The following is a 25,974-nucleotide window of genomic DNA, read 5'->3' as shown; positions in this document are numbered from 1 at the left end:
TGACTGAACGCGTGTCTGATCTGGAGCCTGCATATGCAGGCTCTGTTCTGTAGAGCAGGAGGTGAGCATGGCGGTAAAACTGGAGCAACTGATCGCTCAGACAATTTTGCAGGGATTCGACGCGCAATATGGCCGTTTTTTAGAGGTCACCGCCGGCGCTCAGCATCGTTTTGAACAAGCGGAGTGGCACGCCGTACAACAGGCGATGAAAAAGCGTATTCATCTCTATGATCACCACGTTGGTTTGGTGGTTGAGCAACTAAAGCACATCACTGATCAGCGCTGTTTTGATGCGGAATTTCTGGCGCGAGTAAAAGCGATCTACACTGAGTTGTTACCAGATTATCCACGTTTTGAAATTGCGGAGAGTTTTTTTAATTCGGTTTACTGCCGCTTGTTTAAACATCGTGATTTAACACCGGATAAGTTGTTTGTGTTCAGCTCGCAACCTGAGCGGCGCTTTCGTGAGATCCCACGTCCCTTAGCGCGCGATTTTTCCCCAAAAGGGGCCTTGAGTGGCATGTTGCAGGTGGTTCTGAGTGATTTACCGCTGCGTTTGCCGTGGGAGAATCTGGCGCGGGATATTGATTATATTACAGTTGCATTGCGTCAAACCTTTACCGATGAACAACTCGCTAATGCGCATTTCCAAATCGCTAATGAACTGTTTTATCGCAACAAAGCGGCTTGGTTAGTGGGTAAATTGCGGCTGGCTGAGGATGTCTATCCATTCTTGCTACCAATCCATCACAATGAATCTGGCGCGCTATTTATTGATACCTGCTTAACCAGTAAAGCAGAGGCCAGTATTGTATTTGGTTTCGCCCGCTCTTATTTTATGGTTTATGCCCCTTTACCTGCGGCGATGGTGGAATGGCTGCGAGAAATATTACCGGGCAAATCGACGGCTGAATTGTATATGGCGATTGGTTGCCAAAAACACGGTAAAACGGAAAGCTATCGTGAATATCTCACTTTCGTCCATCAATCCAGCGAACAATTTATCATTGCTCCTGGCGTCAAAGGCATGGTGATGCTGGTATTCACATTGCCGTCATTTGATCGGGTATTTAAAGTGATTAAAGATGAGTTTGCGCCGCAAAAAGAGGTGACTCAGGCGCGGGTTTTAGAATGCTACCAATTGGTTAAAGAACACGATCGTGTCGGGCGCATGGCGGATACCCAAGAGTATGAGAATTTTGTCATTGATAAGCATCGCATCAGCTCGGAATTACTTACTGAATTACAGCGGGAAGTACCGGAAAAGCTGGAAGACTTAGGCGATCAGATCATCATTAAGCACCTGTATATGGAGCGGCGGATGACGCCATTGAATCTCTATATGGAGCAGGCAAATGATCAGCAGTTGAAAGATGCTATCGAAGAATATGGCAATGCCATTAAACAATTGGCAGCGGCGAATATCTTCCCCGGCGACATGTTATTTAAGAACTTCGGGGTAACCCGTCACGGCCGTGTGGTGTTCTACGATTATGATGAAATCTGCTATATGACCGAGGTGAATTTCCGCGATATTCCGCCACCGCGCTACCCAGAAGATGAGATGGCCAGCGAGCCGTGGTATAGCGTGTCACCCAATGATGTCTTTCCAGAAGAGTTCCGCCACTTCCTATGTACTGACTTGAAAATACGGCATTATTTCGAGGAAATGCACAGTGACTTGTTCCATGCCAGTTACTGGCGCGGTTTGCAGCAGCGTATCCGTGATGGGCATGTGGAGGATGTTTTTGCCTATCGCCGAAAACAACGCTTCTCCCAGCGGGCTTTAAATTAACGGCTACTGCGCGTTGTCATTTTAGGATTGGGCAGTGCTCACAAAATGCATGCATTTTGAACGCCCTTTAGGGCGGCCCGCAGGGGGAGCAATCGCGACTAAAATCCTCACGTACTTCGTGTACGCTCCGGTTTTTCCGCGCTGGCCGCACCTAAACTGACTTAGCTCGCTACGCCTTGAGCGGGAATGTAAAGAAACACTGTTGTGAGTAATTAGTTCTCGATTCAGAGAGGTGAGAGCAGGCTGAAGAGTAAAGCGTCCGCGCCAGGACGGCGCGGCTCGAGCCTACAGGGAAGTATTTACGGCGTCTTTACGATCTGCCTGTTCTCGCCGAACGACAAAGTTTTAACTAATTAACTCCGATTCCCGCCGCCATATGATTGAGTGATTTCTTTCGCGGCATGAATAACCAATGCGCCAAGCTCTGTGACACGATCGTCGGTAATGCGCGATACTGGGCCGGAAATAGAGATTGCTGCAAAAGCCTCGTGGTGTTCATCAAACAGGCAGGCGGCGATACAGCGCAGTCCGAGAGCATGTTCTTCATCGTCGAATGAATAACCTTGTTTGCGAATTAGCGCCAGATTCTCTTTCAAACTGGCAGGGCTGGTGCGGGTATGCTGTGTGTAAGCATGTAGCCCTTTCTTATGCAGGAGTTGCACTAATTGCTCGTCTGGCAGGGTGGAGAGAAACGCCTTACCTGCCCCAGAGGCGTGCATCGGCAGCTTGCCGCCAATCGGCGCAGACATTCGCATCAACGCGGTACATTGCACCTGATCGATAATAATGGCCTGATAGTCGCTATGGTCAAGCACCGCCAGATTCACGGTTTCGCCGGATTCATCCATCAATCGGCGTAACATCGGGTGAACCATCGCCAGCAAATTGCGGCTTTGCAGAAAGCTGCTGCCGACAATAAAGGCGTGAGCGCCCATCGTCCACAGCCCTAAATCCCCCACCTGACGGACAAAACCTTGCTGTTGCATGGTGGTCAACAGACGATGAGTGGTGGAATTGGGTAAACCTGCCTGTTGCGCCAAATCTGTCAGTGCCACACTTCCCTGCGCTTCGGAAATATATTCCAGTAATTTAAGCCCGCGGGTCAATGACTGAACCTGACCGGTTGCTGCTGTGGTAGTTTGCGCAGCCGCCTTGGGTTTCTTTCCCCGTTTGATCGGAATCGGTAACGCCATAAATTAGCCTCTCAGATATTTTTATGGAATTCATTTTCGTTTTTCAATTATGCATGTAAACCCCAAGGAATGCTCATCCGATGAGTCAGCTTTTCAACCTGAAAAAGTCTCAACTGTGAGTGGACTCATTACGTTGATAACTTGTGCTAGGATGATTGACGAGTTTGTCGAATGGCTTATTTTTGTAGCAGATTAGTTTTGCGACATATCGAAAGGTGCGCACGGCAAAAGATGCATCGGGTGATGGCAAGGCAACAGGGCAAAGAGGCGGTAGTGGTGGATACAGTAATAAGTAACAGAGCATTTACGAAAGAAAATGTTAAAGAGTTACACCAGCAGTTGGCACAACGTATTTTAGTGCTGGATGGTGGTATGGGTACCATGATCCAGAGCTATAAGTTGGAAGAGGAGGATTATCGCGGGGCGCGTTTCGCTGATTGGCCAAGTGATCTTAAAGGTAACAATGACTTGCTGGTGCTTTCTCAGCCGGATGTGATTATTGCTATTCATAACGCCTATCTTGAAGCCGGTGCTGATATTCTCGAAACCAATACATTTAACTCCACCCCCATTGCGATGGCGGATTACCAGATGGAGTCGCTATCCGCTGAAATTAACTATGAAGCAGCTCGTTTGGCGCGCATTTGCGCCGATGAATGGACGGCTCGCACACCAGATAAGCCACGTTATGTCGCCGGGGTGCTTGGCCCTACCAACCGAACCGCGTCTATTTCACCTAAAGTTAATGATCCGGCATTCCGTAATGTCAGTTTTGATCAGTTGGTTGAGGCTTACCGTGAATCGACCCGCGCGCTGATTGAGGGCGGTGTCGATCTGATTATGATTGAAACGGTCTTTGATACCCTTAATGCCAAAGCTGCCACCTTTGCGGTCGAATCTGAATTTGAAGCGATGGGCGTGCTGTTGCCGGTGATGATTTCCGGCACCATTACCGATGCTTCTGGCCGCACCTTATCTGGCCAAACCACGGAAGCGTTTTATAACTCTCTGCGCCATGTTAAACCCCTTTCTTTCGGCCTCAACTGTGCTTTGGGGCCAGATGAGTTACGCCAATATGTGGCTGAGTTATCACGTATTTCTGAATATTATGTCAGTGCGCATCCGAATGCTGGTTTGCCGAATGCCTTTGGTGAATACGATCTGGAAGCCAAAGAGATGGCTGATCAGATTGGCGAGTGGGCGCGGGCGGGATTTCTAAATATCGTCGGTGGCTGCTGTGGTACCACGCCACGGCATATTGCTGCGATGGTCAAAGCGGTGGCGGGTGTGCCTCCGCGCCAGTTGCCGGATATTCCGGTGGCTTGCCGCCTGGCCGGTCTGGAACCGCTGACTATCGATGCCAATTCGCTATTTGTTAACGTTGGTGAGCGTACCAACGTCACCGGCTCGGCCCGTTTTAAGCGGCTGATAAAAGAAGATAAATATGATGAGGCGCTGGATGTAGCGCGCCAACAGGTTGAAAGCGGCGCTCAGATAATCGACATCAATATGGATGAAGGGATGCTGGATGCTGAAGCCGCAATGGTACGCTTCCTTAACCTGATTGCCGGTGAACCTGATATCGCCCGCGTGCCGATCATGATCGACTCCTCCAAGTGGGATGTGATTGAAAAAGGGCTGAAATGTATTCAGGGCAAGGGCATCGTGAACTCTATCTCGATGAAAGAGGGTGAGGCTGCCTTTATTCATCACGCCAAACTGGTTCGCCGTTATGGTGCGGCGATGGTGGTGATGGCATTTGATGAAACCGGGCAGGCTGATACTCGCGCCCGCAAAATTGAGATTTGCCGCCGTGCCTATAAGATATTGACCGAAACCGTGGGTTTCCCGCCGGAAGACATTATCTTTGACCCGAATATTTTCGCGGTCGCAACCGGGATTGAAGAGCATAACAACTATGCGGTCGACTTTATTGAAGCCTGTGCTGATATTAAAGCCGAACTGCCACATGCCATGATTTCAGGCGGCGTATCCAACGTTTCTTTCTCCTTCCGTGGTAATGATCCGGTGCGTGAAGCTATTCACGCCGTATTTCTTTATTACGCCATTCGTAATGGGATGGATATGGGTATCGTCAATGCCGGGCAGTTGGCTATCTATGACGACCTGTCGGATGAGCTGCGAGACGCGGTTGAGGATGTCATTCTTAACCGCCGTAGCGACAGCACCGAGCGCTTGTTGGATCTGGCCGAAAAATACCGCAGCAGCAAAAGTGGTGAAGTGGCGATTCAGCAAGCGGAATGGCGTGGCTGGGAGGTAAAAAAACGGCTGGAATACTCACTGGTTAAAGGGATTACCGAGTTCATCGAGCTGGATACCGAAGAAGCCCGCCAGCAAGCTGATCGGCCTATTGAGGTGATCGAAGGGCCGCTAATGGCGGGGATGAATGTGGTGGGTGACCTGTTCGGTGAAGGGAAAATGTTCCTGCCGCAGGTGGTGAAATCTGCCCGAGTGATGAAACAGGCGGTCGCCTATCTTGAACCGTATATTGAAGCCAGCAAACAGAAAGGCACTACCGCCGGTAAGATATTGCTAGCGACAGTCAAAGGCGATGTGCATGACATCGGTAAAAATATTGTTGGCGTGGTTTTACAGTGTAACAACTACGAGATTATCGATCTGGGCGTGATGGTGCCAACCGAGAAAATCTTGCGTACCGCACGGGAAGAAAAAGTCGATATCATCGGTTTATCTGGCCTGATAACCCCATCGCTCGATGAGATGGTCAACGTGGCCAAGGAGATGGAGCGTCAGGGCTTTACCTTGCCGTTGCTGATTGGGGGAGCTACCACCTCTAAAGCGCATACGGCGGTTAAAATCGAGCAGAACTACAGCGGCTCGACCACTTATGTGTCTAATGCCTCGCGCAGTGTTGGCGTAGTTTCAGCGTTATTGTCTGATACGCAACGCGATGATTTTATAGCGAAAACCCGCAAAGAATATGAAACTGTCCGTATCCAACATGCACGTAAAAAACCGCGTACCCCACCGGTTAGCTTAGCGGCGGCACGAGATAACCATACGGTTATCGATTGGGAGAATTACACCCCGCCAGTGGCGCATAAATTAGGTGTGCAGAGCATCGAAGTCAGTATCGAAACTTTGCGTAACTACATCGACTGGACACCATTCTTTATGACCTGGTCGCTGGCGGGTAAGTATCCACGCATTCTGGAAGATGAAGTGGTGGGTGAAGAGGCCAAACGTCTGCTTGCCGATGCCAATGAAATGCTGGATAAGCTGTCAGCACAAGACTTGCTGCATCCGAAAGGTGTAGTGGGGATATTCCCGGCCAACAGTGTTGGCGATGATATCGAAATTTATCGTGATGAGCGGCGCGATGAGGTGCTGGTGGTCAGCCGCCATTTACGTCAGCAAACCGAGAAAACTGATTTCGCGAACTACTGTCTGGCGGATTATGTTGCGCCTAAATCCAGCGGTAAAGCCGATTACTACGGTGCTTTCGCTGTTACCGGTGGGCTGGAAGAAGATGCGCTGGCTAATGCCTATGACGCTCAACATGATGATTACAACAAAATCATGATTAAGGCGCTATCAGACCGTTTGGCTGAAGCTTTTGCAGAATATCTGCATGAGCGGGTGCGCAAAGTCTATTGGGGATTTGCGCCCCATGAAAATCTGACCAACGAAGAGTTAGTGCGCGAGAACTATCAGGGGATTCGCCCGGCTCCGGGGTATCCTGCCTGCCCAGAACATACAGAGAAAGGCCAAATCTGGCAGTTGCTGGATGTGGAAACTCACACCGGCATGAAACTGACCGAATCCTACGCCATGTGGCCAGGGGCCTCAGTATCGGGCTGGTATTTCAGCCATCCGGACAGTAAATACTTTGCTGTGGCACAGATTCAGCGTGATCAGGTTGAAGACTACGCCGCCCGCAAAGGGATACCGGTCGCGGAAGTGGAGCGCTGGCTAGCCCCGAACCTGGGTTATGATGCGGATTGATCGATGCTTGGATGAGATGTTGCAGAAGGCGCTTATCACCTGCCTGCAACACTACATTCTTTAACTATCAGATAATTATCTATTTTTTCTCTTTGTTGACCGGCTTACCCGACCAATAACCCGCCAGCAGTGAGCCAGATAAGTTATGCCAAACAGAGAATAGCGCGCCGGGCAGAGCGGCCAGCGGTGAGAAGTAAATTTTACCCAGCGTGGCTGCTAACCCTGAGTTTTGCATCCCGACTTCAATCGCCAGCGTGCGGCAGGTCGATTCATCAAAGCCGAACAGCTTCCCGCCCCAGTAGCCGGTTAACAAACCAATGCCGTTGTGCAGAATAACCGCAATAATCACCACGAAACCGACTGAAGCGATATGGCCTTGGCTACCCGCAACGACTGCGCTGATGATAGCAACAATACAGACCATCGACATCGCGGGCAGATATGGTTCGATACGTTTCACCGTTTTGGTGAAGGTGTGATGGACAATCAACCCCGCGGTAATTGGGATCACCACGATTTGCAGAATACTTTTCAGCATTCCCATCACATCAACACTGATAGTCGCATCGACATATAACCGAGTCAGCAGTGGGGTGGCAAAAACCCCGACCAGCGTAGAAACAGCAGAGATGGTGACTGAAAGCGCCACATCACCTTTCGCTAAATAGATCATCACGTTAGAGGCCGTGCCGCTGGCGACGCTACCCACCAGAACCATACCGGCAGACAAGTCCGGCGGCATACGAAACAGCATTGCCAGAATCCAGGCGGTGAGCGGCATGATCAGATAATGCAGGAATGTCGCGGCAGCCACGGGTGCCGGGCGCGAGAGTACACGTTTAAAGTCATCCAGCCGCAGAGTGACCCCCATAGCAAACATGATCAGCATCAATAGCGGGCCGATATAAGGCCCAATGCCAATGAACGTAGTCGGGCGGAAATAGGCGGCGACAGAGAGCAGCAGTGCCCACAGTGGGAACAACCGGGTGATTTTTACTAACATGAGGCGAGAATCCTTAATCGTCAGTGTCAGAGATATGAAAAACCGGACGAAATCGCCCGGTTGGTTATCTGGTTATAGTGAGTTTTTACTGTGACTTAAACTGCGGGTTATTTGAATCGCTTATTGCGTGAATAACTTACAGTTCAAACAGATTGTGATGCAGGGTTTGCACCACTTTTTCTGCATCGTGACCCGGCACTAAGAAGCACAGATTATGGCTGCTGGCTCCGTAGCAAATCATACGGATATTGAATGGATCGAGCACACCGAACACTTCCTTACCGACACCACAAGCCTGTGACAGGTTGTTGCCGATAATTGCCACCAATGCCAGATCCTCTTCCACTTCAACCCGACACAGCGACGAAAGCTCCGTCAGTAGCGAGCTGGTGAGCAGGCTGCCCGCCGTTGATGTCGAGCCTGTGGTATCCAGTGTCAGTGCCACGCTCACCTCAGAGGTGGTTATCAAATCGACCGAGATATTGTGGCGTGCCAGAATGTTAAACACTTCCGCCAGGAACCCGCGTGCGTGCAGCATATTCAGGCTATGCAGTGTCAGCAGTGTCTGTTTGCGGCGTAACGCCAGCGCACGGAACAGCGGCGGGTTCTCCGTTTCATTACACACCAGCGTGCCACCGGCGGCGGGATCTTTGCTCGAACCGACGAATACCGGAATATCACTACGAACCGCGGGTAATAAGGTGGCCGGATGCAGCACTTTGGCACCAAATGTCGCCATTTCAGCGGCTTCTTCAAAGGCAATTTTATCAATACGTTTTGCCCCCGGAACCACGCGCGGGTCGGTAGTGTAAATCCCTGGGACATCGGTCCAGATATCGACACGGCTGACATTCAGCGCTTCACCCAGCAAAGCGGCGGTGTAATCGCTACCGCCACGGCCAAGAGTGGTGGTGCGACCTTTACTTTCACTGCCGATAAAACCTTGTGTGACAACAATGGCCTGCGCGATACGCGGGGCCAATTGCGTTTGGGCTAATTCAGACAGCGCATGGGTATCCGGTTCCGCACGGCCAAAACGGTCATTGGTTCGCATGATTTTGCGCACATCAAACCATTCCACCGCCACCTGACGCTGGCGGATTAGCTCGACAAATAGCAGAGTGGACATCAATTCACCGTGGCTGACCAGTTCATCGGTCAGGGCCGCAGAGGTCGCGAGACTGGCCGCTTCAGACAGCATGGACATATCTTCCAACATGCGATCAATCTTATCGCGAATCACCACCGGATTGCCGAGTTTTGTCAGAATATCGTATTGAATGCGGCGAATATCGGCTAAATGAAGTTCACGTTTTTCAGGCTCACAGCCATCGGCAAGGGCGACCAACAGATTGGTAATACCGGCAGAAGCCGACAAGATAACCAAGCGAACATCCGGGTTCGATAAAACCACATCGGCGCTGCGACTCATGGCATCAAAATCTGCCACGCTGGTGCCACCAAATTTGGCCACCACCATTGTGGAAGGGGCGCTACGGCTCTGTTGGGGTGTTATCTGTTGATGTGAAGCGGGAATCATCTAAAAAAACCTCGTGTCGGGGATGCCATCTGGGTAGGTATCTGAATTTTTCTCTGTACAAGGAAATAACGGGTTATCCACTTTCTGTCAATGAAATGGCTATGAGGTATTTTCATCTTTAATAATGTGCGCTGTGATATCACTAAATTGATTGGATGCTGGCCCGAATGTGAGCGGCCACTATACTCGTCATACTTCAAGCTGCATGTGCGTTGACTGCCTTCGCGCACCCCAGTCACTTACCTCATGTAAGCTCCTGGGGATTTACTCTGTTGCCGCCTTCCTGCAACTCGAATTATTTAGAGTATCTGATTGAAGGTCTCCAGATTATGATTAGAAATCTTAAGATGAAGCGACATATTGAGAAAACAGGGATGAGATCAAATGTTGTTTCGAGAGATAATACCTATCGCAAGAAAAGAGATCTCAATCACAGGGTTACAGGATACAATCAAGGTATTCGTTTCATTATCCTTAAGCCTAGAAGAGCGCCGCTATGAAAAATATCAATCCTAGTCAAACCGCTGCCTGGAAAGCGTTACAGCAACACTTTGAACAGATGAAAGATGTCACTATCAGCAGTCTGTTTGCCAAGGACGACCAGCGTTTTAGCCAATTTTCAGCGACTTTTGACGATCAAATGCTGGTGGATTTCTCCAAAAACCGCATTACCAGCGAAACCTTAGAAAAACTGCAAGCTCTGGCAAAAGAAACTGATCTGGCCGGTGCAATTAAGTCCATGTTCTCTGGTGAGAAAATCAACCGTACCGAAGACCGCGCAGTACTGCATATTGCTCTGCGTAACCGCAGTAATACGCCGATTGTGGTGGATGGCAAAGATGTGATGCCAGAAGTAAACGCGGTACTGGCTAAAATGAAGCAGTTCTGTGACCGCGTGATTGGTGGCGAGTGGAAAGGCTATACCGGCAAAGCGATTACTGATGTGGTGAATATCGGTATCGGTGGTTCAGATCTCGGCCCTTACATGGTGACCGAAGCGCTGCGCCCGTATAAAAATCATCTGAATATGCATTTCGTTTCTAACGTTGATGGCACCCATATTGCTGAAACGTTGAAACCGCTGAACCCGGAAACCACACTGTTCCTGGTCGCATCAAAAACCTTTACCACTCAAGAAACCATGACCAACGCCCACAGTGCGCGCGACTGGTTCTTGTCGACGGCGAGTGATGAGAAACATGTTGCGAAACACTTTGCCGCATTGTCGACCAATGCCAAAGCGGTAGGCGAGTTTGGTATTGATACCAACAATATGTTTGAGTTCTGGGATTGGGTCGGTGGCCGTTATTCCCTGTGGTCTGCTATCGGCTTGTCTATCGCGTTATCAGTGGGTTTCGAAAACTTCGAACAACTGCTCAGTGGCGCACATGCGATGGATAAGCATTTTAAGGAAACCCCGGCTGAACAAAACCTGCCAATTTTGTTGGCGCTGATCGGTATCTGGTACAACAATTTCTTTGGCGCAGAAACCGAAGCCATCCTGCCATATGACCAATATATGCACCGTTTCCCGGCTTACTTCCAGCAGGGCAATATGGAATCCAACGGTAAATATGTTGGCCGTGATGGTAAACCAGTTGATTACCAGACTGGCCCAATTATTTGGGGTGAGCCAGGCACCAATGGTCAGCATGCGTTTTATCAATTGATCCATCAGGGCACCAAATTGGTTCCTTGTGATTTTATCGCGCCGGCTATCAGCCACAATCCGCTGAGTGACCACCACGCGAAACTGCTGTCTAACTTCTTTGCACAAACCGAAGCGCTGGCATTTGGCAAATCACTGGCAGAAGTGGAAGCCGAATTCGCTGCGGCCGGTAAAACGCCTGAGCAAGTGGCTCATGTCGCACCATTCAAAGTGTTTGAAGGTAACCGCCCGACCAACTCTATCTTGCTGCGCGAAATCACACCGTTCAGCTTGGGTGCATTGATTGCGCTGTATGAACACAAGATCTTCACCCAAGGGATTATCCTGAATATCTACACCTTCGACCAATGGGGTGTAGAGCTGGGTAAACAACTGGCTAACCGCATTTTACCAGAGCTGGCCGATAAGAAAGATGTCACCAGCCATGACAGTTCTACCAATGCGTTGATTAACCGTTTCAAGAGCTGGCGTTAAGCTAACGGGCTAAGCTCTTTGATCCGTGCTTATTAGCCCCTTACCCAGTAAGGGGCTTTTTTTCGGCCCGGATTATTTCACCTACTTTCAATAGGAGTATTTATGGCCAAAAATTCGCGCTCACAGTGGATAGCCAAAAATCTACAGCGTTTACTGAATGTGGGGTTGATCGCATTGGCCGCTATTTTGGTGGTCTTTTTGATAAAAGAAACCTTCCATCTTGGCAAGGTTTTATTCGTCAATAATCAGGATGCGTCTTCTTACATGCTGATTGAAGGGATTGTAATTTACTTTCTGTATTTCGAGTTTATCGCATTGATTGTTAAGTACTTTGAGTCTGGTTATCACTTCCCACTGCGCTATTTTATTTATATTGGGATTACCGCAATTATCCGGTTGATCATTGTCGATCATGAGAATCCAATTGATACGCTGATTTATTCCGGCTCGATATTATTGCTGGTGGTGACTTTGTATTTAGCCAATACCGAGCGGCTGAAAAGAGAATAAAAATGGCGGCCATTACGGCCGCCCTAAAGACACAGTACCAGAGGGAAAAAATACCCTTCTTACTTGAAATTGTAGCGTTGTTTACTGCACTCTCTCACCCGAATCACTGACTTGAGTCAGCTCATCGGGATTCACTCGTTTGTTGCCTGGCTACAATTCCAATTACTTTGGGTATTGGGTGATGAAATTTTGAATCTTTAACCTTTCACTCCACCTGCCGTTAAGCCACCGACCAGCCAGCGCTGTGCCAGTAAGAAGACGGCGGTGATCGGAATGGCGGATAGCACCGCAGCCGCGGCAAAATCGCCCCACAGATAGTTTTGTGGGTTCAGATATTGCTGCATACCCACTGCCAGCGTGTAGCTGTTCACATCACGTAATAGCAGTGATGCGACCGGGACTTCGGTGATAGCGGCGATAAACGACAGAATAAACACCACGGCTAAAATTGGCACTGACAGCGGTAAAAGCACTAGCCGGAAAGCTTGCCACGGGGTCGCGCCATCCAGTGCTGCGGCTTCTTCCAGCGAGTTATCAATGGTTTCAAAATAGCCTTTGATGGTCCAGACGTGCAGGGCAATACCGCCCATATAAGCAAAAATCACCCCACCGTGGGTATTTAGCCCAATAAATGGCAGATACTGGCCGATGCGGTCAAACAATGCATATAACGCCACCAGTGACAGTACCGCTGGGAACATCTGGAAAATCAACATGCCTTTCAGCAGGGTACTTTTACCGCGAAAACGCATCCGGGCAAAGGCGTAAGCGCAGGTGGTGGACAGCGTAACAATGCCCATAGCAGTAATTACCGCAATTTTGATAGAGTTCCACAGCCACAGCATCACCGGGAACGGCGGCGGAGTCACGCTGCCGTCGGCATGGGTCACACTCATGCCCAGAGCCAGTTTCCAGTGTTCCCATGAAATCTGATCCGGGATCAAGCTGCCGGTGGCAAAGTTACCGGGCCGCAGCGAAATGGTAATCACCATCAGCAGCGGGAACATAATCAGCGCAATAAAGCACAACATCAGAAAATGGGTGCCCCATAGACGCAAACGCTGGGATTTCGGTTGAACCATTGCCATTTGCCTCTCCTTCTTAATCAAAGTTCATTTTGCTGGCTTTCAAGTTCAGTATCGCGAGCGCACCTACCAGAATGAAAATCAGGGTTGCGATCGCAGCCGCTAAACCAAAGTCCTGCCCGCCGCCGCCTTCAAAGGCGATACGGTAGGTGTAACTGACCAGTAAGTCGGTATATCCCGCGGGTGTGGTGGTGCCAATCATGTCCGGGCCACCATTGGTTAGTAACTGAATCAGCACGAAGTTATTAAAGTTAAAAGCAAAACTGGCAATCATCAACGGCGTTAATGGCTTAATCAGCAGCGGCAAGGTGATGCGGAAGAAGTTCTGGAACGGGCCAGCCCCGTCCATCGCCGAGGCTTCATATAAGTCCTCAGGGATGGCTTTCAGTAACCCCATGCACAGAATCATCATGTAAGGGTAGCCGAGCCAGGTGTTGACGATCAGAATCATGCTTTTTGCGGTAATCGGATCACTAAACCACGCCGGTTTGATACCAAACAGGTGACTCAGCATTAGGTTGATTTCACCAAAACTCTGGTTAAATAACCCTTTGAAAATCAATATGGAAATAAAGGCTGGCACGGCATAGGGCAGGATTAACAGTACCCGATAGACTGCTTTCCCTTTTAGGGAATCCCATTGCACCACACAGGCCAGAATCATACCGACGGCAACGGTGAGCACGACGGTCAGTAGCGAGAAGATGATGGTCCAGATAAAAATTGAGACAAAAGGCTTCTGAATACCCTCGTCATGCAGCACCCGCAGGAAGTTTTTCCAACCGATAGTGACAGTAAAACCGGGACTGAGTTTTTCATTTTGCCACTGGCCGTCGGCATTAATGGCCTGATAGAAACCGACATCAGGATTTGGCCGATAGACCACGCCAGTTTGTTGATTGATAAGCTCTTTACCGTCAGCGGCCAATTTATACAGTGGGCGGGTAGCGGAGAATTGACGCAGCGAACTCATGCGCAGCTCGCCACCGTCCGGCAGCAGGGCGACCAGGCTACTGAGTGCCTGACGATTTTGGGTAATGATGCGTAGTGAGGCGCGCTCACCGGTCTGTCCTGCGTTGGCGGGTGCGACTTTAATTCTTTGCTCGCCGGTGGCATCAAAACTGAATGGTTCTGAAATCAGGACTGTACTGTCATCTGGATTAGTGAGCTGCAAACGCCATTGGCTATCACTGGGATAAAGACCAAAGGTGAGTGTTTTGCCGGTCTGGAACTGCCGGTCCATCAATACGGACTGGGCACGCTCAAAGGTTAACTGGTTGGTGCTGCTGTAGTTGGTAAAAGCGATAGCGATAGTGCAAATCAGTGGGAACAGCACAAACAGCCCCATACCTGCCACGCCGGGGTAAACATAGCGCCAGGCATAGGCTCGACGATTAGCAAAAACATACAGCCCCAGACTCACCAGAGTTAACGTCACTATGGCAAAAAGATATTCACCCTGAGCATACATCAAAATGATTAAATAGCAGGTGAATAGGCTTAATACGCCGATAATCAGCCACTTAAGCGCATCACTCTGCCACCAGGTGGTTTTCTTTTTACGGCTTTCAAACTCGGTGTGGGATAACGGCATAATGTTCCCTTAAGCTCATTCTATTAGCGACTTCTACGACTGAAAACGGTGTCAGGGCACGGTGAACCGCGCCCCTTTTGCAAGTTAAACGGTTATTTGGTAATACGCGTTGCTGCATCGTTCAGTGCAGCTTCTACCGTTTGACGCCCGTTGATGGTATTTAGCACCGCGCTGCGGGTTGCATACCAGAAGGCGGCCATTTGTGGAATATTTGGCATAATCTCACCTTTGGTCGCGTTAGCCATCGTTGCCGCAATACGTGGATCTTTTGCCAGTTGCTCCTGGAATGATTTTAGAGCTACCGCGCCGAGTGGTTTGTCTTTGTTTACTTCCGCCAATCCCTGATCGGTTAACAGATAGTTTTCCAAAAACTCGGTCGCCAGTTCTTTGTTCGGGCTGGCGGCGTTGATACCTGCTGTCAGCACGCCAACGAATGGCTTGGAGGGTTGGCCGTGAAGAGTGGGCAGCAAGGCTACGCCGTAATTGATTTTGCTCTTATCAATGTTAGACCAGGCCCACGGCCCATTGATGGTCATCGCAGTTTCGCCTTTGTTAAAGGCCGCTTCGGCGATGGAGTAATCGGTATCAGCATTGATGTGTTTGTTCTTCACCAGATCGACGATAAATTGCAGGCCCGCTTTCGCGCCGGCATTATTGACACCGACGTTTTTCACGTCATACACGCCATTTTCAAATTTGAAGGCATAACCGCCATCTGCGGCGATAACCGGCCAGGTGAAGTAGGGTTCTTGCAGGTTCCACATGATGGCACTTTTGCCATTGGCACGCAGGGTTTTATCCAACGCCGGAATTTCTTCCCAGGTTTTCGGTGCTTCTTTGATAAGGTCTTTATTGTAAATCAGCGACAGCGCTTCGACGGCCACTGGGTAACCAATCAGTTTGCCGTTAAAGCGAACGGCGTCCCATGTGAATGGGAACAGTTTTTCCTGGAACGCTTTCGACGGGTGCAGCTCTGCCAATAAGCCCGATTGTGCATAACCGCCAAAGCGGTCATGTGCCCAGAAGATGATGTCCGGGCCATCGCCAGTGGCGGCTACTTGTGGGAATTTTTCTTCCAGTTTGTCTGGGTGTTCGATAGTCACTTTGATGCCGGTGTCTTTTTCAAACTTTTTACCGACTTCTGCCAACCCGTTATAGCCTTTATCGCCATTGATCCAGATAACCAGTTTACCTTCTTCAATCTTGGCAAAAGCAGAGGAAGAGAGCACCAGCGTGGTTAGCGCCGAAATAGCCAAAATACGAGCGGTCTTACTCAGGCCGGATTTTGTGAAGCTGCGAGTCATAGTCCAATCCTTTTATCCAAATTTGTGGGTACCGACTTTTGGTGAATCATAAGCTGTAAATGAATACGCTGACATAGTGAGTCACAACCTGACATAGACCATCCTCCCCCTCTCTACGCCCCCCTGCGAGTTATTGTGACCCACTTAACACTGCGACCTATTCTGTGGTGTCAGGCACGATAATGCAGGTCGAAATTTGTAAGCCAGATCACGAATTTGTCTTTGCAGTGGAACTTATGCCCACATCGGTCGTTCTCTCATCCTCCTATCTCCTCCCCCATGAAAAGTTTTGTTACGGATGATTACCGGATAAGCACAGTCGCGCACTATCACCGCCATTGAAGGGCAGCTTCGCCATTGAAGCAGGGCTTATCCATTAAAGGGTGTTGTTCGATTAATTATTACCCAAATAGATCAAGACATTGACGCGTTAACTAACGTGCAGCCCTATACTCAGGCCGCGACGTCGTCCGGGGCAACCTTGCGAAGCATGGCGGTACGGCGCGCAGCAGAGAGTCATTAGGGTGGGAAGTTATCGAAGGGTCATGCCGGGATTTGCTTCCGCCATTTTCTTTATTCAGGTCCATATGAAGAGTTGTTTGCGCGAGCAAAGGAGTAACAGATGGCTAATGTGACGCTGAGCGGCGTTTATAAAGCCTTTGGTGAGGCTGTGATTTCCAAAGACATCAATTTGGAAATCGATGACGGTGAGTTTGTAGTGTTTGTCGGCCCATCAGGGTGTGGCAAGTCGACGCTACTGCGGATGATTGCCGGTCTTGAGGACATTACCTCCGGTGAGCTGCTGATTGGTGGCAAACGGATGAACGACGTGCCGCCGTCTGAGCGTGGTATTGGCATGGTGTTTCAGTCCTATGCGCTTTATCCCCATCTTTCAGTGGCAGAGAACATGTCGTTTGGCCTGAAATTGGCCGGTGTGAAGAAAGCGGAAATCAACCAACGGGTGAATCAGGTTGCTGAAGTGCTGCAATTGGCCCACCTGCTGGAGCGACGACCAAAAGCGCTATCCGGTGGCCAGCGCCAACGCGTGGCGATAGGCCGCACTCTGGTCGCCGAGCCGGATGTATTCCTGCTCGATGAACCTCTTTCCAATCTGGATGCCGCGCTGCGAGTACAGATGCGCATTGAGATATCGCGCCTCCACAAGCGTCTACAGCGCACCATGATTTACGTCACCCACGATCAGGTCGAAGCCATGACCTTGGCCGACAAAATTGTGGTGCTGGATGCCGGCAATGTGGCGCAAGTCGGTAAGCCGCTGGAGCTGTATCACTACCCCGCCAACCGCTTTGTCGCGGGCTTTATCGGCTCGCCAAAAATGAATTTTTTACCGGTAAAAGTGACCGCAGTTGAACCTCATCAGGTGCAGATAGAACTGCCAAATCCCAATGGTCAGCTAGTGTGGCTGCCAGTGGAGGGAGAGAGGGTTCAGGTCGGTGCAAATATGTCTTTGGGTATTCGCCCGGAACATCTGCTACCAAGCAGTGCCTCTGAAGTGACGCTGGAAGGCGACATTCAGGTGGTGGAGCAATTGGGTAACGAAACGCAAATACATATCCAAATCCCGGCAATTCGTCAGAACCTGGTTTACCGCCAGAACGACGTGGTGCTGGTAGAAGAAGGTGCAACATTCGCGATTGGCCTGCCGCCACAACGCTGTCATCTGTTCCGTGAGGATGGCACAGCGTGTAAACGGCTGTATCAAGAGCTGGGCGTTTAGCCAACGCCGAATGTAAAGCACGCATGCCGACAGGCAAATATAACAGGAGATTACTGATGATTACTCTGCGCAAGTTACCGATAGCACTGGCTGTTGCCGCTGGTGTTCTTTCCACTCAAGCTATGGCTGTCGATTTCCACGGGTATGCACGTTCCGGTATCGGCTGGACGGGAAGTGGTGGCGAACAACAATGTTTCAAAGCCACCGGTGCTCAAAGCAAATACCGTCTGGGTAACGAATGTGAAACCTATGCGGAAATCAAGTTAGGCCAGGAATTGTGGAAAGAAGGCGACAAGAGCTTCTACTTCGATACCAACGTGGCGTATTCCGTTTCACAGCGCGATGACTGGGAATCTACTTCACCGGCTTTTCGCGAAGCCAACGTGCAGGGTAAAAATCTGATCGAATGGTTACCAGGCTCCACCATGTGGGCCGGTAAACGCTTCTACCAACGTCATGACGTCCATATGATTGACTTCTACTACTGGGATATCTCAGGCCCAGGTGCAGGTGTGGAAGCGATTGATCTGGGCTTTGGCAAGTTATCTCTGGCAGCAACCCGTAACTCAGAAGCGGGTGGGTCAAGTGCCTGGATCGACAATCAACGTAAAGATGCTGATCACACCGTTAACGACGTCTTTGACGTGCGTTTGGCTGGTTTAGAGACCAATCCAGGCGGAACGCTGGAATTTGGTGTGGATTACGGCCGCGCCAATGCTCAGGATGATTACTCTCTGGCTCCGGGGGCTTCTAAAGATGGCGTGATGCTGACCACCGAACATACCCAAAGCATGATGGGTGGTTTTAACAAATTTGTTCTGCAATATGCCACAGATTCAATGACCTCCTACAACAGTGGTCATTCCCAAGGGACATCAATCAATAATAACGGCCATATGTTACGAGTGATTGACCACGGTGCCATTAATCTGGCTGAGAAGTGGGACATGATGTACGTTGCCTTATATCAGGATACTGACTGGGACAACAACAACGGCACCACCTGGTACAGCGTGGGCGTGCGCCCGATGTACAAATGGACGCCAATCATGAGTACCTTGCTGGAAGTGGGTTACGATAACGTTAAGTCGCAGCATACCGGTGACCGTAACGGCCAGTACAAACTGACGTTGGCACAACAGTGGCAAGCGGGCGACAGCATCTGGTCACGTCCGGCAATTCGTGTATTCGCAACTTACGCCAACTGGGATGAGAAGTGGGGCTATAACAACGCTACATTGCCAAATGGTGCCAACGGCCCTGATTACGGCTTGGCACAGAACGGCTCCGTAGGTACTGACAGCCGTGGTAAGAGCAATGAAGTGACCTTTGGTGCGCAATTCGAAGCCTGGTGGTAACAGCAGTGACGCAGCCGTCCTTTGGGGCGGCTGTTTGATTTTTTAAACAAGAAAAGTGAGATGCCCTAAGTAATTCGAGTTGCAAGAAGGCGGCAAGCGAGAGACAAATTGGTTGTAAACCATTTTGAACAGCGCTTGCGCAGGCCCATAGGGTGAGCTGAGGCTCATAATCCCGATGCGCTTACAACAAGTAAGTGAGCCGGGTGATGGAGTGCAGCCAACGCCCATGCAGCTTGAAATACGACGGGTAGATTGGTTAACTCTGCCGACCTTGCCTGTGCACAGTTAGCGCTGACGCTCAATGTATGAGGTATAACAATGAAAAAGAATCTTCTGTCACTCTGTCTGGCATTGGCTATGGGGGTGATTGCACCTCTGGCGGTGCAAGCCGAATCAACGATTTCTCCGGCAAATGTTTCTATCGCGCCGACAATCAGTACAGCCACGTTACAGCATGTGCCGTGGCAGCCATTAGTGCCACCGGCGACGCAAGATATCAAACTGACTTCTGCCAGCCCGCAAATTTCGCAGGGCAATATTACAGGGGCGGTTGCGGCTTTTGCTTTACCTGCTGACCGTGGCTCAATGGAGATTACACTTAGCAGTTTAGTGATCGATAATCAGCTTTATTCTCCTAGCGTATTAGTGTTGGATGAGCAAATGCGCCCCGCAGCGTACTATCCGTCCAGCTATTTCACTTATGAAAAAGCGGGTATTATGACCAGTGACCGCCTGCAAGGGGTGATGAAACTGACGCCAGCGCTGGGTCAGAAACAAATTTATCTGCTGGTCTACACCACCCGCGATGATTTGGTCAAAACCACCAAACTGTTGGATCCTGCCAAAGCTTATGCGATGGGCGTGGGTAATGCGGTGCCTGATATTCCAGACCCAATGGCTAAACATACTCCAACCGGCAACTTGAAAATCAAAGCCACTGCCGAACAGGGCATGGGCAATGTGATGATTGGTTTGATTCAGTCAGCGCCAAATCCAACGCCAGTTGTGGTCGGTAATACTCCTCAGCCTGCTGCTGTAGCCGCAGCGCCACAGCCGACAAAAGTGGCAGAGCCAATGCTGAGTGAGACTGAAAACTACTTCAACCAGGCGATTAAAGATGCGGTGAAAGCCGGTGATGTCGATAAGGCGCTGAAACTGTTGAATGAGGCAGAACATTTAGGCTCAACTTCAGCCCGAAAAACCTTTATTAGTAGTGTAAAAGGCAAGGGTTAACTCCCGGCACTGCTGAATATGGCTGGATGATTGGTGCGCTTTGGCGCACCTTTTTTCGTTGGGTTTAATATACGGCTACTGCGCCTTGCTTAACTACTCTCCCACCTCATTTAAATATCATATGGCTTATATATTCGTCGAAGGCATCTTGGTTAATTAGCTGTTGTGGTTATGATAATCAGATGCCGCTAACTGTCTAATCTGCGCTACAATGCCACCCTATTTACGACTTAGCGGGATAGATGTTTTATCCTCGTCAGGGAGCGAGTTGTATGTCTACCGGCGATACATCAATTATAAAACCTATCCAATGGTCTGCCATTGAGCAGCCGAATTTGCCAGCCGCTATTGCCGATTGGCTGATGGAGTTGGGGTCGATGACCCGGCGTTTTGAGCAACATTGCCAACGAGTTCATGTCGAACCCCAGCGAGAACGCTTTATTACGCGTAATGAGTTAGGGGAAGATGCAGAGTATCTGCCGGTGAGTGAGCGCTATTGGCTGCGGGAAATCATCTTGTGCGGTGATAATGAGCCGTGGCTGCTGGGGCGCACTATCATCCCCGAAGAAACACTGTCTGGGCCTGATCGGGCGCTGGTGGATCTAGGCACACTCCCCCTTGGGCGCTATTTATTCGGTGGTGACAATCTAACCCGAGACTATATCCAAGTAGGCCGCCAAGAGGCGCAGTGGGCGCGCCGCTCTCTACTGCGTTTGTCGGGCAAACCCCTATTATTGACGGAAGTTTTTTTACCAGCCTCGCCGCTGTATTCAGTTTAAGTGGTGGTGAGATTTTGGAGACTGATAAATTGAAGGGAAATACTGTTCATACCAAATGGCTAGCGTATTGCCGTTTGATGCGTCTTGATAAACCTATTGGTTCATTATTGCTGCTGTGGCCGACGTTATGGGCCTTGTGGCTCGCAGGGCAAGGGATTCCCGACACCAAAATATTGATTGTTTTTGTCTTGGGTGTTCTTTTCATGCGCGCAGCCGGTTGTGTCGTCAATGATTACGCTGATCGACATATTGATGGCTTTGTAAAACGCACTGCATCACGGCCCTTGCCCAGCGGCCTTGTCAGTGAGAAAGAAAGCAAAATCCTGTTTGTGGTCTTGGTATTGCTCTCGTTTGCTTTGGTGCTAACCCTCAATAGCATGACCATCGGGTTATCGCTAGCGGCACTGGCGTTGGCCTGGATTTATCCGTTTATGAAACGGGTAACTCACCTGCCGCAGGTGGTGCTAGGTGCTGCGTTTGGCTGGTCAATCCCGATGGGCTTCGCTGCGGTCAGCGAAAGTTTGCCACTGGTTTGTTGGCTGTTATTGTTGGCAAATATCTGTTGGACGGTGGCTTATGACACTCAATATGCGATGGTTGACCGTGATGACGATCTGAGAATTGGTGTCAAATCTACCGCAATTTTGTTTGGTCAGCAGGACAAACTGATCATCGGATTGCTGCAACTGGCAACTCTGGTGCTGATGGTGGCGGTTGGCTGGTTGATGAATCTTGGCGGGGCGTTTTATTGGTCAGTCTTGCTGGCGGGTGCGCTGTTTGTCCACCAACAGAAGATGATTGCCGGACGTCAGCGTGATCCCTGCTTTCGGGCGTTTTTGAATAATAACTACGTCGGGTTGGTGCTGTTCCTTGGGATTCTGATCAGTTATTGGCAGTAAATAAGCCTCTGGAAAACAGTCAAAAAAATGGCCAGATGATGAATCCGGCCATTTTTGTTTATTACTTTTGCTTAAAGCTGTGAGTAATCAACCTTCCGGTTTATCCTCTGCTGCGGGTTGAGGCAGCAGATTATTGGTTTCAGCCGGCATACTGACGCTCTCGATGGTCAGCTTCACTTCCGGCGTCATTAACACACTCAGCATGTTGTAAACCTCCAGTGTATGCTCTTGCACGGCATCACCGGTGTCACTGATATAGCCCTCTTCTCGCAAGGTGGCGACCAATGTTGAGAACACCGCCTTATCAAAGAATTCCGGTGCGTTAATTCCATGCAGCACAGACAAACGCTGCGCCATAATGCGGCTCTCTTTCTCCAGCGCACCCCGATTGATGCTTGGGTTCGCACTGAGTAACGAAAGAGTAATCGCATAACGTTGCAGGGTTTCCCGCACACCGGCTGCCAGTAATTGCAGTGGGCGGATGCGGGCCGGGTTCAGTACTACTTCAGTCCCTTTATCGCAGATCAACTGCTGGCGAGCGAGTTCATCAATCAGCGTATCCAACGTTTGTGGCAACTGTTCTTTACTGTAATGCAGGAACAATTCAGCTTTCAACATGGGATAGATCATGCTGACCTGACGTAACAATTCGGCGCGTGTGATGCGCCGCTGGTACATCACCATACTGGCAATCAGTGATGGCAGGATCAGCAAATGCTGGATGTTATTGCGATAATAAGTCATCAGCACCGCTTGTTCCCGTGGCAGGATAATGATGTCACCAATGTTATCTTTCTCCACCTCAAATTTATTCATATTCAAGGCGTGATTAAGCAACTCTTCGGGTGTTTTATCCGGCACGGTGACGTCTTTCGCATAAGGCACGTTACGCAATAATTGCAGGTAGCAATCGAGTTGCTCAAGCAACTGCTCGCGAGTGAGTGAACGCTGACGTGAAGCCAATAATGCGGTTGAACACAGGTTCATGGCATTCGCCGCTGCCGCATTATTGATTCTGACCATAATCTTACCGGCCAAATCATTTACTACAGGCGTCAACCAACTTGGGCGCTGTGCTTCAATCGGATCGATAGCATCGCGCCATTGCGGCACGTTGGTATTCAGATAGGTTGTCAGCGGAATGGGTTCGCCAAAGTTCACATAGCCCTGACCGAGATTACGCAGTTTGCGCAAGCCACGCAGCATCTGCAACAGGCTCTCTTTCTCTTTGGTCGCCCCGCGCAACTCTTTAGCGTAAGTACCCACTTCCATTACATGCTCATAACCGATGTAAATCGGCACCAGCGTGATTGGACGTGAGCCACCCCGCAGCATGGCCTGAATGGTCATCGACAGCGTGCCGGTTTTAGGTTCCAGCAGGCGGCCGGTACGTGAGCGCCCACCTTCAACAAAGTATTCCACTGAGTAGCCACGGGTGAACAACTCACCCAGATATTCACGGAATACCGTTGAATAGAGTTTGTTGCCCTTAAAGGTACGGCGGATAAAGAACGCACCCAAACGGCGGAAGATTGGGCCGGCAGGCCAGAAATTAAGGTTAATACCGGCGGCGATATGCGGCGGCACCAGCCCTTGATGATAAAGCACATAAGAGAGCAGCAGATAATCCATATGGCTGCGATGGCAAGGCACGTAGACGATTTCATGACCATCTTGCGCCAACTGCCGCACGCGCTCTGCATTGTGGACGTTAATTCCCTGATACAAGCGGTTCCACGTCCAACTCAAAACCCTGTCAGACAGACGCACGGCTTCATATGAAAAGTCTGCGGCAATCTCTTCCATCAGTGTAATGGCGTTCTGCTGTGCTTTCTCGTGGGAGATTTTTTTGGTGCGCGCTTCATCGGCGACCGCTTTTTCAATCGCTTTGGAGGTCAAAAGCTTCTTGAACAGGTCTTGACGCGCCGGTAGGCTTGGACCAACCGCGGCCAGACGCTGACGTGAGAAGTGCATTCTTGCTACGCGCGCCAGTTTGTGGGCAATCGTTTTATCTGTACCATGCTCACTGGCCATACGGCGCAGTGAAACCGTGGTAGAGAAACGCACAAAGCTATCGCGCCCCAGCCACAATACGGCAAAAAATTTCTGCACGCCGTTCAGTACGCGCAGATGTGGCGTACCGTGGCCTTCACGCCCTGGAGAGCGGCCAAACATCACGGAAACCGGCAGCATTTGGATATCCAGCGCCGGATTATTGCGATGTAAATCGAGATAATCGTGGAATAGCTTTACCGATTCTTGTTTGGGTGCATAGTAACGAAACACCCTTGGGCCGTTATCGATAAAGACATGGCTGGGCAGCTGCACACCATCGATTTCCAATGGAATCAATGGGTCGGGCAGATCCTGTGCCTGACACTGCGCTCGCAAAGTCAGTAAATCAGCCTTAGAATTGTAAGGCAAAACGTACAGAATGGGACGAGAAGGGTCTAACCCTAACTCAGTCACAGGATCTGCCGGAATAACCTTGCTTTTTACCAACAGTTTAAGTGGTAAATTCAGTAACTTATAATATATTTTACGCCAACCTGACATAACTACATGAAGCCTCTTGTTAGCAATTCGTCGCAAGGATACCAGAAACTGGTTTTGAGATCTGTGGTGATGAGACAACATAAAATGGCAAAAATCATCATTAACTTAAGATAAAGGCAATAAAACATGGCGAATCAATCAACAGGATTAACCCGAATCTATAAAGCGGCCGGTTATTCTGTTAAAGGGTTAATGGCAGCCTGGAAAAACGAAGCCGCCTTTCGTCAGGAAATCGTCACCGCTATTGCTGCCATCATACTGGCTTTCTGGCTAGATGTGAGTGCCATAGCGCGTATCTTACTTATTTCCAGCGTGATCTTAGTTATCATTATAGAGGTAATAAACAGTGCTATCGAGGCTATCGTCGATCGTATTGGTAGTGAGTTTCACGAACTTTCTGGCCGGGCAAAAGATATGGGGTCAGCCGCAGTGTTTTTAGCGATTGGATTAGCACTATTTGTATGGATAACGGTACTTTGGCAGCATATTGGTCAATAAAGGCTCGAACAGTGCTGTCGATGTAAACAGTGATTAATCCCTGTTTTTATTCACTCTTTGGTTCCCAATGCTCGCTTACCTGTATATACTCACAGCAAGACTGTATAAACAAACAGGGGGCGGAATGAAAGCACTAACTACCAGACAGCAAGAGGTTTATGACCTGGTTCGCGATCACTTAGCGCAAACCGGTATGCCACCGACCCGTGCCGAAATCGCGCAGCGTCTGGGGTTTCGCTCTCCAAATGCCGCGGAAGAACATTTAAAAGCACTGGCCCGTAAAGGCGTGATCGAGATTGTTTCCGGCGCTTCCCGTGGCATTCGTTTACTGATGGAAGAAGAAGACGGTTTGCCGTTGATTGGCCGAGTTGCCGCAGGTGAGCCATTGCTTGCACAGCAGCATATCGAAGGCCACTACAAAGTAGACCCTTCCATGTTTAAACCGAGCGCAGATTTTCTGCTGCGGGTAAACGGAATGTCGATGAGAGATATCGGTATTCTGGATGGCGACTTGCTAGCGGTACATAAAACGCAAGATGTGCGTAATGGGCAAGTGGTTGTCGCACGAATTGATGATGAAGTGACGGTCAAACGCTTGAAGAAACAGGGTAATATCGTACAACTTCTGCCAGAAAATAGTGAGTTCCAGCCGATTGTTGTCGATCTGCGTGAACAAAGCTTCACTATTGAAGGATTGGCCGTTGGTGTCATCCGTAATGGCGACTGGATCTGATATAAGCGTTTATTTAGGGTATAAAT

The 25,974-nt window shown here is 49.8% G+C and carries 18 protein-coding genes; 11 read left to right on the top strand and 7 right to left on the bottom strand.

Features of this window, described 5'->3' with window-relative positions; translation table 11 throughout:
• The first annotated feature begins 67 nt into the window (after positions 1-67).
• Positions 68-1,795, top strand: a complete 1,728-nt coding sequence (gene aceK, locus AT01_RS10570; RefSeq protein WP_042547128.1) for a bifunctional isocitrate dehydrogenase kinase/phosphatase — start codon at positions 68-70, stop codon at positions 1,793-1,795.
• 353 nt (positions 1,796-2,148) lie between these two features.
• Here aceK and iclR read toward each other — a convergent pair whose 3' ends face one another.
• The gene (iclR, locus tag AT01_RS10565; RefSeq protein ID WP_042547127.1) at positions 2,149-2,988 is read right to left on the bottom strand and encodes a glyoxylate bypass operon transcriptional repressor IclR; all 840 of its coding nucleotides are present in this window, start codon (positions 2,986-2,988) and stop codon (positions 2,149-2,151) included.
• A gap of 273 nt (positions 2,989-3,261) precedes the next feature.
• Here iclR and metH point away from each other — a divergent pair, with 273 nt between their 5' ends.
• Complete coding sequence (gene metH / locus AT01_RS10560; RefSeq protein WP_042548592.1) at positions 3,262-6,975, top strand: methionine synthase; 3,714 nt, start codon at positions 3,262-3,264, stop codon at positions 6,973-6,975.
• 79 nt (positions 6,976-7,054) lie between these two features.
• On the opposite strand, the gene panS is transcribed toward metH, so the two are convergent.
• Positions 7,055-7,978 (bottom strand): ketopantoate/pantoate/pantothenate transporter PanS, encoded by a 924-nt coding sequence (panS, locus tag AT01_RS10555; protein WP_042547126.1) that lies wholly within the window; start codon positions 7,976-7,978, stop codon positions 7,055-7,057.
• A gap of 136 nt (positions 7,979-8,114) precedes the next feature.
• Entirely contained in the window at positions 8,115-9,518 is a 1,404-nt protein-coding gene (lysC, locus tag AT01_RS10550; RefSeq protein WP_042547125.1) for a lysine-sensitive aspartokinase 3, read from the bottom strand.
• A gap of 496 nt (positions 9,519-10,014) precedes the next feature.
• Between lysC and pgi the strand changes: the two genes are divergently transcribed.
• Positions 10,015-11,661, top strand: a complete 1,647-nt coding sequence (gene pgi, locus AT01_RS10545) for a glucose-6-phosphate isomerase (protein ID WP_042547124.1) — start codon at positions 10,015-10,017, stop codon at positions 11,659-11,661.
• Positions 11,662-11,763: 102 nt separating this feature from the next.
• Complete coding sequence (psiE, locus tag AT01_RS10540) at positions 11,764-12,171, top strand: phosphate-starvation-inducible protein PsiE (RefSeq protein WP_004705335.1); 408 nt, start codon at positions 11,764-11,766, stop codon at positions 12,169-12,171.
• Between the two features lie 197 nt (positions 12,172-12,368).
• Here the strand turns inward: psiE and malG are convergent, their stop codons facing one another.
• From malG to malE, 3 genes are all read right to left on the bottom strand, one after another.
• Positions 12,369-13,259: a maltose ABC transporter permease MalG gene (gene malG, locus AT01_RS10535; RefSeq protein WP_042547123.1), complete on the bottom strand. Its 891-nt coding sequence runs from the start codon at positions 13,257-13,259 to the stop codon at positions 12,369-12,371.
• Between the two features lie 13 nt (positions 13,260-13,272).
• Complete coding sequence (malF, locus tag AT01_RS10530) at positions 13,273-14,850, bottom strand: maltose ABC transporter permease MalF (protein WP_042547122.1); 1,578 nt, start codon at positions 14,848-14,850, stop codon at positions 13,273-13,275.
• Between the two features lie 92 nt (positions 14,851-14,942).
• A complete protein-coding gene (malE, locus tag AT01_RS10525; protein ID WP_042547121.1) occupies positions 14,943-16,154 on the bottom strand; it encodes a maltose/maltodextrin ABC transporter substrate-binding protein MalE in 1,212 nt (403 codons plus the stop codon).
• A 622-nt stretch (positions 16,155-16,776) separates the two neighbouring features.
• Here malE and malK point away from each other — a divergent pair.
• The 5 genes from malK to ubiA all read left to right on the top strand — a co-directional run bounded on the left by malK (position 16,777) and on the right by ubiA (position 22,161).
• A complete protein-coding gene (malK, locus tag AT01_RS10520; protein ID WP_042547120.1) occupies positions 16,777-17,892 on the top strand; it encodes a maltose/maltodextrin ABC transporter ATP-binding protein MalK in 1,116 nt (371 codons plus the stop codon).
• A gap of 56 nt (positions 17,893-17,948) precedes the next feature.
• Positions 17,949-19,250: a maltoporin gene (locus AT01_RS10515; protein ID WP_042547119.1), complete on the top strand. Its 1,302-nt coding sequence runs from the start codon at positions 17,949-17,951 to the stop codon at positions 19,248-19,250.
• Positions 19,251-19,568: 318 nt separating this feature from the next.
• Positions 19,569-20,483: a maltose operon protein MalM gene (malM, locus tag AT01_RS10510; RefSeq protein ID WP_042547118.1), complete on the top strand. Its 915-nt coding sequence runs from the start codon at positions 19,569-19,571 to the stop codon at positions 20,481-20,483.
• A 272-nt stretch (positions 20,484-20,755) separates the two neighbouring features.
• Positions 20,756-21,262, top strand: a complete 507-nt coding sequence (ubiC, locus tag AT01_RS10505; RefSeq protein ID WP_042547117.1) for a chorismate lyase — start codon at positions 20,756-20,758, stop codon at positions 21,260-21,262.
• 29 nt (positions 21,263-21,291) lie between these two features.
• Positions 21,292-22,161: a 4-hydroxybenzoate octaprenyltransferase gene (gene ubiA / locus AT01_RS10500; protein WP_042548591.1), complete on the top strand. Its 870-nt coding sequence runs from the start codon at positions 21,292-21,294 to the stop codon at positions 22,159-22,161.
• Positions 22,162-22,248: 87 nt separating this feature from the next.
• On the opposite strand, the gene plsB is transcribed toward ubiA, so the two are convergent.
• Positions 22,249-24,717, bottom strand: coding sequence for a glycerol-3-phosphate 1-O-acyltransferase PlsB (gene plsB, locus AT01_RS10495; RefSeq protein ID WP_042547116.1), 2,469 nt, complete (start codon positions 24,715-24,717; stop codon positions 22,249-22,251).
• 126 nt (positions 24,718-24,843) lie between these two features.
• Here plsB and AT01_RS10490 point away from each other — a divergent pair, with 126 nt between their 5' ends.
• Positions 24,844-25,215 (top strand): diacylglycerol kinase, encoded by a 372-nt coding sequence (locus tag AT01_RS10490; RefSeq protein ID WP_004704738.1) that lies wholly within the window; start codon positions 24,844-24,846, stop codon positions 25,213-25,215.
• A gap of 124 nt (positions 25,216-25,339) precedes the next feature.
• Entirely contained in the window at positions 25,340-25,948 is a 609-nt protein-coding gene (gene lexA, locus AT01_RS10485) for a transcriptional repressor LexA (RefSeq protein WP_004704739.1), read from the top strand.
• The last annotated feature ends 26 nt before the right edge of the window (positions 25,949-25,974 follow it).

Source organism: Yersinia aldovae 670-83 (assembly GCF_000834395.1).
GTDB classification, from domain to species: Bacteria; Pseudomonadota; Gammaproteobacteria; order Enterobacterales; family Enterobacteriaceae; genus Yersinia; species Yersinia aldovae.
Note: the sequence above shows the minus strand (reverse complement) of the source record. Positions and strands in the feature narration are given on the sequence as shown.